The 8,233-nt window shown below is 36.9% G+C and carries 7 protein-coding genes; 3 read left to right on the top strand and 4 right to left on the bottom strand.

All coding sequences use genetic code 11. The features are described 5' to 3' along the window. Positions 1-405 (top strand): redoxin domain-containing protein (locus tag WFK35_RS17960; protein ID WP_336733731.1); only part of this gene is annotated, 405 nt, incomplete at its 5' end. 110 nt (positions 406-515) lie between these two features. On the opposite strand, the gene WFK35_RS17965 is transcribed toward WFK35_RS17960, so the two are convergent. From WFK35_RS17965 to WFK35_RS17975, 3 genes are all read right to left on the bottom strand, one after another. After that, complete coding sequence (locus WFK35_RS17965; protein WP_336733732.1) at positions 516-1,106, bottom strand: hypothetical protein; 591 nt, start codon at positions 1,104-1,106, stop codon at positions 516-518. Positions 1,107-1,264: 158 nt separating this feature from the next. Next, a complete protein-coding gene (locus WFK35_RS17970; protein WP_336733733.1) occupies positions 1,265-1,780 on the bottom strand; it encodes a hypothetical protein in 516 nt (171 codons plus the stop codon). A gap of 89 nt (positions 1,781-1,869) precedes the next feature. Next, on the bottom strand, positions 1,870-4,158 hold the full coding sequence (locus tag WFK35_RS17975; RefSeq protein ID WP_336733734.1) for a TonB-dependent siderophore receptor: 2,289 nt from the start codon (positions 4,156-4,158) through the stop codon (positions 1,870-1,872). Positions 4,159-4,337: 179 nt separating this feature from the next. Here WFK35_RS17975 and WFK35_RS17980 point away from each other — a divergent pair, with 179 nt between their 5' ends. Further along, positions 4,338-5,393, top strand: coding sequence for a Gfo/Idh/MocA family oxidoreductase (locus WFK35_RS17980; protein ID WP_336733735.1), 1,056 nt, complete (start codon positions 4,338-4,340; stop codon positions 5,391-5,393). Between the two features lie 201 nt (positions 5,394-5,594). On the opposite strand, the gene WFK35_RS17985 is transcribed toward WFK35_RS17980, so the two are convergent. After that, positions 5,595-7,490 (bottom strand): ABC-F family ATP-binding cassette domain-containing protein, encoded by a 1,896-nt coding sequence (locus WFK35_RS17985; RefSeq protein WP_336733736.1) that lies wholly within the window; start codon positions 7,488-7,490, stop codon positions 5,595-5,597. A 269-nt stretch (positions 7,491-7,759) separates the two neighbouring features. On the opposite strand from WFK35_RS17985, the gene WFK35_RS17990 reads away from it, so the two are divergent. Next, positions 7,760-8,233: DUF1761 domain-containing protein (locus WFK35_RS17990; protein ID WP_336733737.1), on the top strand; the 474-nt coding region annotated here is incomplete at its 3' end.

Genomic DNA, 8,233 nt, shown 5'->3' on the forward strand with positions numbered 1-8,233 from the left:
CAGAACTGGATTAAAGATATTAATGAAACCCAGAATACGGAAGTACAGTTCCCGATTATTGCAGACAAAGACAGAAAAATTTCAGAATTGTACGATTTTATTCATCCCAATGCTTCTGCAACGGCAACCGTTCGTTCTTTACTGATTATCGATCCGGAAAAGAAAGTAAGGCTTATTATTACTTATCCTGCTTCCACAGGAAGAAATTTTAATGAAATTCTGAGGGTTCTGGATTCTCTTCAACTGGTAGATTCTCATAAAATCGCGACTCCTGTTAACTGGAAAGACGGAGATGACGTAATTGTTCCGCCTTCAATTTCTACGGAAGATGCCAGAAAAATTTTCCCGAAAGGAGTGAAAGAAATAAAGCCGTATCTGAGATATACGCCACAACCGAATACATGATTTATTTGATTTTTTATAGTTTAGTTTTAATTTGTACGAAAATCGCCTCGAAAACTCGAGGCGATTTCAATTGTAGTGTATAGTGAATGTGAAGTGATTGGATCGTAATCTTACTTTACATCATTTGCGATTTGTTTTGCTTTAGATGTAGGAAGGTAGATGCTGAAACCTAAATTGAATGTAATATTCGAATTTAAACCTTCACTGCCAAATCCTGCTCTTCCTCTGTATTTTACTAAACCTTCAAGACCGATGTTTGGGGTAATGAAGTAAGAATAACCCGGCCCTACTCCGAAATCGAAACCTGTAGTAGAATCTGCATTTTCAACAGATCTTCCTCCAATTCCTGCGTTACCTTCTAAGAACCAACGTCCGTGGTTTAGTAAGTTATCAACTCCTTTTTCTCCCGGAGAAAGATAATAACGTCCTAAAGCACCAACTCCGTAAGTAAATTCTGTAGGAGAACCGTTGGTTACTTTGTTGAATCCTAAATCTACATAACCTCCGACAGCAACGTTATCTTCAATAAAGTATGCTCCTTTAGTCTGAATAGCAATATTATACCCACCACCGGTGTTTAAACCGAAATTACTTGATATTAAACTACTACCCACTAACCAGTTTCCCTTCTGGATCTGCGCATTCATTGTTGCAGCCAAACCCGTTACTGCCATTATTCCTGTAAAAATTAGCTTTTTCATAATTTATTATTTTAATATTTTAATGTTGTATCATTTGTGATTTCAGAAAATCAATAAATGTGCCATTCTACTCAATACGTAGTGAAATCATTATCATATTAATCAATGGTATGGTCTTATTAAATGCCGATCATCAGGAGTTTTTATCCTAATAAAATTTACAATAAAAGCAGAATAATTGAAACTACAAGTCCTGCCACCGTGAAAACCATTCCTCTTTTGAATGCTTTGCTTTTAGGATTAAACATCCAGAAGCTTGAAATCACAAAAAAGAACAGGGAAATTCCGAAGAAAGTATTTAGCGGAGAAAGAGTGTCTTTAGACTGCGATTTGTGAAGTTTTGTCATTTTATCCAATACAAATGGCAGTTCCTTTTTAGTGTACTTTGCCTGTCCCGTTGCGGAATCGTAAGTTCCCTGTTTAAAGGTAAGAACAGTACCTTCTGTTTTTTCAACCTCAAGACCTTTAATTCTCAATTCTTTTCCCAGTGCTTTTTCATCAAGATTTTTTTCTACGACCTTATCATACTTTTTTTCTTTTTTCAGAAAATCGGTGTCCCTGTAAATTAATAAAATACCACTTACTGCGTAAACAGCCATTATTCCGGCAAGGAAATAGCCCAGATAACGGTGCGTGATTCTCATAAAACTTCTTGTGTCTTTAATCTTATCCATATATATTGTTTTTGTTTTTTAATCTCAAAAGTGGAAACTGCAAAATTGCAATTCCCACTTTACATGAAGAAATTATTGTGATTCTTTTTTTACAGCTTATACGTTAATGTAACATAGTAGTTTCTTGGCGTAATCGGGTTCACGGAATAATTTTCGTGAACGGTGTAATTTTCTACATCAAACAGGTTTCCGACTTTCCCCTGAATCGAGAATTTCTTCCAGTCGTAGCCAGCTGATAGAGAAACCGTTGTGTAATCTTTTAATTCGAAAATTCTGCTTACCCCGTTTCTCTGCTGCAGACTGTTAGCTCCTGTTTTGGTATCGTTCCATCCGGCAAGTCTGTCTCCAATGTAATATACTCCGGCTCCCACTTTTAAGCCGGGAACCAATTTTGTTAATTTATAAAATACCGAAGCATTCGCAGTAGTTGCAGGAGTTCTTACCAGTCTTTGGTTTTCTACATATCCGAAAGTTTCCGGAGTATCTAAATACACAGAATTGTTATAAGAGAAACCTCCGATAATGGATAAATTTTCTGTTGGATTTCCTGTAATATCAAGCTCAACTCCGCGGCTTCTCATTTTTCCTGCAAAATCTTTGGTAAGTCCTGCCGGATCTACAGGATTTCCTTTATCGTCTAATGCATTCTGATAATAATTTCTGTACAGAATCTGGTAAACCGTTAGATTAACTGCCAAAGCATTGTTCCAGAAATTCTTTTTCGCACCCACTTCGTACTGATCGATGTTGGTTGGCGTTAAAGCTTCTCCGTCTCTTAATTTTCCTACGTTAGCAACAAAAGAGTTTGTATAGGTTGCAAATGCAGAAAAATTATCATTCGGCATATATACAAAGCCTAATTTCGGAGATATTGCCTGATCGGATGACGAAGAGTTGTTAACCAGCGATTTTCCGGTTGTGGAGTTCAGATTTACTAAACCGCTTGTAACGGTTTTAAATTTAGTGTTGATCGTTGGCATATTTTCAATGTAAGACCAACGCAATCCTGCAATAACTTTAAATTCTTTGGTTAAACTGATGAAATCCTGAGCATACACTCCGATTCTTCTTGTATTAATTCTGTTTTTCTCTAACCTTTCAGCAGCAGGAGCACTTCCGTTTGCCCAGGAATCAGGATTGTCCAGATAAAGAATACCATTGCTGTTTCCGTTGGTTCCATACAGATAGCTGTTTCCGTAAGCAAGTCTGTTGGTTGGATTATAGTAAGTGTACGCATCTGCAACTCCATAATCTGCATCTGCCCCGAATAAAACTTTATGGTTTATTTTTCCTGTATTGAATTCACCATTTAAATTCACCTGTGCCGAAGTATAATTCTGTTCGTTATACGTTCTGTTCAAAGGTCTTTTCCAGAAAAGCTTGTCGGTTGATTTTTCGTATCCCCACTGAACTCTTTCCGTAGAAAAATAATCTTTCGTATAATTCTGGTAAGAAGCCGTAGCGTTTAAAGACCATCTTTCATTAAACTGATGATTGAAGGTAACATTTGTTGAAACCTGCTCTACATTCTGATATTGCCAGTCAGCTCCTAAAAAAGCATTTCTCGGAAGAAGATTATTCATCTGGTAAGTATATCCGTCACGCTGCGTGATAGAACCAATTCCGAAATCCGGAGTAAAATCATTTTTAAGATAATCTGCCTCAACGATAATCTGCGATTTATCACTTAAATTAAATAAAAACGAAGGATTGAAATAATACTTTTCAGACTGCACCACATCTCTGAAACTTTCCGCATACTCATACGCTCCGTTCACACGGAAAGCAATATTTTTTGAAAGCGGACCATAAAGATCAACTGTTGGTTTATAAGAATTCCAGCTTCCTGCATTCATTCCTATACTTCCTCCAAAGTTGAACTTAGGTTTTTTTGTAATCATGTTGATAACACCACCTGCAGCCGTATTTCCGTACAGCATTGCATTCGCACCTTTAAGAACTTCCACTCTTTCCAATCCGCTTACTTCAGGAAAAACTCCGCTGTTAATTCTGGAGCCGTTTTTGAATATATTGTCATTTCCTAAAATAAAACCACGTCCTCCGAAACTGTCCTGAGAATTTCCTCTGGAAGAAGTTACATAAATTCCATTGACGTTTTGCAGAACATCACTCAGTTGTTTTGCCTGTTGCTGCTCGATAATTTCGTGAGTAACAATCGCAATTGGCTGAGGTGTTTCCATCATCTTAAGATTAGACTTGGTAGATAATGGTCTTGCCTTGTTGGGATTTCCGGTTTTATGAAGATTAACGTCTTCAATAGTCTGGATTCTAATGGTGTCAGCTTCAACATATTTCATCTGCGCGTCCAAAGAAAGGGTTGCGAATACTAATCCTATTGTGGCTAGCTGCTTTTTCATGATAGTCTATTGTTATTTAGAGTGGTTTTAAATAAAGTGCAAATGTATATTATTATTTAGAATTAATAAAAATTATAAACTGATTTTTGTCAGTAATCTTTAATTTAGAAATTGTGTTTTCCCTTATTTTAGTAGGGATGAGAACTTTAGATTAAATATCTTTGTTAAAAAATAAATCTATGCAGTTAGTAAAAGTCGGACTTTGTGCGTTCGGAATGAGCGGAAAAGTTTTTCATGCCCCGTTTTTGAAAGAACATCCGGGATTTTTTATTTCCGCAATTGTGGAAAGAAGTAAAGAAGAATCTAAAGAAAAATATCCTGAAGCAGAAATTTATCGTTCAGTAGAAGAAATGCTGGAAAACGCCGATATCGAACTCGTGGTTGTCAATACTCCGATTCAGACGCATTTTGACTATGCAAAAAAAACACTGGAAGCAGGGAAAAATGTAGTGGTTGAAAAACCTTTTACCGTAAATGTTGCTGAAGCAGAAGAACTGGCAAAACTGGCGGAAGAGAAAAAATTATTTGTAAGCGTTTATCAAAACAGGAGATTCGACCGCGATTATCTTCAGGTACAGAAAATCATCAACGAAGGAAAACTCGGAAACATCAAAGAGGCGGAAATCCGTTTCGACAGATTCCGTACTGAACCAAGCGGAAAGGCACATAAGGAAAATCCTGAAGCTGTTGGTTCCGGTTCTCTGCACGATTTGGGTTCGCACTTGGTGGATCAGGCAGTTCAGTATTTTGGGTTTCCCGAAAAACTTTTTGCCGATGTTTTTTCCATGAAAGGAAAAGAATTTGCCAATGATTATTTTGAAATTATTTTGTTTTATCCAAATGATTTAAGGGTAAGGCTGAAATCTTCAGTATTCACCAAAGAAGCGCATTTTGCTTATGCTGTTCACGGAGAAAAAGGAAGTTTTTTGCAGGAAAGAACAGATAATCAGGAAAATGAACTCGTTGCAGGAGCCATTCCGGAATATGGCGAAGAATGGACAAAGCCTTTAACAGAAACCGACGGGATTCTGAATTATCTAAATGAAAATAAAGAAACTGAAAGAATTCTCACTTCAAGCGAACCGGGAAATTACATGAATTATTATCAGCAGATTTACGAATTTATCGTTTTCGGATACGCATTGCCTTCACCTGCGGAAGAAATCATCAAAAATATGAAAATCATCGATGCGGCTGTGGAAAGTTCCAGACAGGAGAAAGTGATTTACTTGTAGAATCTTGGAGTTGTAGGGTGAGAGAGTTTGAGAGTTTGAGGGTGTGAGGGTTTTAGTGAGGTTAGGGTATGATTCTTAGAGTAAGATTTTTAAAGTAAAAAATTTATATCAATAAAATATAACGCTTCCACACTCTAAAACTCTCACACACTAAGACACTAAGATACTCAAACTCTCAAACTCTCAAACTCTCAAACCCAACTACGCTTCACCTAAAATCTCCTGAAGTTCAAGCCATCTCATTTCATGGTTTTCCAAAGTTTCAGAGATAGATTCCAGATCGGCAGAAAGTTTGGATATTTTCTCGTAATCTGCTTCATTATTAAGCTGATCTAATATTTTCGCTCTTTTTTCTTCTAATTCCGGCATTTCTTTCTCAATGGTTTCGAGTTCACGCTGTTCTTTAAAAGAAAGTCTTTTCTTTTTTGTATTTGAATTGGTGACTGTTTGAACTGTTTCTTTTACAGGTTCAGATTTTACGGAAACAGATTTCTCCAAAGCGTCTTCTTTGCTTTTCGCTTCGCGGTATTCGGAAAAATTCCCCGTAAAATCACGAATTTTGCCTTCGCCTTCAAAAGCAAGAATATGATCTACGATTCTGTCCATAAAATACCTGTCGTGCGACACAATGATTAATGAACCCTGAAACTGCTGCAAAAAGTTTTCAAGAACCGTTAAAGTCGGAAGATCCAGATCATTCGTAGGCTCATCAAAAATTAAAAAGTTCGGGTTCTGGTATAAGATATACATCAGATGAAGTCTTCTTTTTTCTCCGCCCGAAAGCTTGGAAATAGGAAAGTACTGCGTCTGATCGTCAAATAAAAACAATCTTAAAAACTGGGAGGCAGAAAGACTTTTTCCGTTGGCTAAAGGATAAAATTCGGCAACCTCTTTAATGAAGTCAATCACTCTTTCGTCTTCTTTATACGTAAGACCTTTTTGTGAGAAATATCCGAAATGGATGGTTTCTCCGGTTTCAATTTCTCCTTTATCAGCCGTTTCAAACCCTTGAATAATATTAAGCAAAGTCGATTTCCCCGCTCCGTTTTTCCCTACAATTCCTACTTTTTCACCTCTCTGGAAAGAATAGCTGAAATCTTTCAGCAGCACTTTACTTCCGAAACTTTTATCGATATTTTTAAGCTCAAGAATTTTATTTCCGAGCCTTTTCATTTCAAAATCAAGCTCTAAACCCTGTTTTCTCGTATCGGTTTTGGCGACTTTTTCCGTTTCATAAAAAGAATCAATTCTGGATTTGGATTTCGTAGTTCTTGCTTTCGGCTGCCTTCTCATCCATTCCAGTTCCTTTCGGTAAAGATTGTTGGCTTTATCAATCGTCGCATTCATATTGTCTTCGCGAATCATCTTATTTTCAAGATACGTCGCGTAAGAACCGTTATGAACGTAAAGATTCTTATCTTCCATTTCCCAGATCGTATCGCATACACTGTCGAGGAAATACCGGTCGTGAGTTACCAGTAATAAAGTAATTTTTGCCTTGCTCAGATAACTTTCCAGCCATTCCACCATTTCAACGTCGAGGTGGTTGGTCGGCTCATCCATAATTAATAAAGTATGGCGGTGTTCGGCTCTTGTTTCTGTTAACAGTTTTGCCAAAGCAACACGTTTGATCTGTCCACCGGAAAGTGTTCCCATTTTAGCTTCCAGATCGGTGATTTTTAGCTGCGAAAGAATCTGCTTCATTTCGTTTTCCAGATCCCATGCTTTATGCGCTTCCATTTCAAGAAGAGCTTTTTCAATGAAATCATTGTCTGTGGAATGCAGAGACTGATGATAATTTTTCAGCGCCATAATCGGAGCCGAATCTAAAGTCATCATAAATTCATCAATGGTAAGATTCGGGTCAAAATCTATTTCCTGATCAAACAGCACTACCTGAATATCTTTGCTGATGATTACAGTTCCGCTGTCTGCAATTTCTTTTCCCATCAGGATTTTCAGAAGGGTAGATTTTCCGCTTCCGTTTTTGGCAACAATGGCAATTTTATCTCCTTCGTTTACATGAAAAGTAATATTTTCAAATAAAACTTTTATTCCGTAGGATTTGGTGAGATTTTCGGCAGAAACGTAATTCATTATAGTCTGATGGTTAGATTTTGAAACTTAAACTGAGCCGCAAAAGTACGAAAATGTATCAGAAAAGCGGAAGCCAAGTTCAAAGGGATTTAGATTGTTTTCTTAGTGTAGAATAATAATTAATTAACCGTATGTGTTGATTTCTGTTTTGTTTAATTGTATTTTGTTTGAGTAATTTTAGTTAAAATTAAATATTTTTTGAATTTAATTTATTTTGAATTGATTTTTAATGTAGATTTATATTCCTAAGATTATTAAAAATTAAAACTATGATGCAAATCAACTATTGGGCTGTTTTTGCAGCCGCACTTGTCCCTTTAATAATGGGATTTATCTGGTATCATCCTAAAGTTTTCGGAAAAGCATGGATGAAAGAAGTCGGTTTAACCGAAGAAAAAATGCAGGGTTCCATGATCGGAGTTTTTATATTTTCCATCATGTTATCAGCTTTAATGGCTTTGTTCTTACAGTTTGTAACCATTCACCAGTTTGGCGCGCTCGGAATGGTCGGCGGAGATGAAATGAATGCCAATCCTTCTTATCATGCCTTCATGAAAGACTACGGAATGGCTTACAGATCCTTTGGTCACGGCGCACTGCATTCTTCCATGACGGTATTTTTATTCGTGCTTCCTATGATTGCTATCAATGCGATGTTTGAAAGAAAATCGTGGAAATATACATTAATTAACGCTGCTTTTTGGACGGTCTGCATTACCATTATGGGCGGAATTATCTGCGGC

Source organism: Chryseobacterium sp. VD8, assembly GCF_037149975.1.
GTDB classification, from domain to species: Bacteria; Bacteroidota; Bacteroidia; order Flavobacteriales; family Weeksellaceae; genus Chryseobacterium; species Chryseobacterium indicum.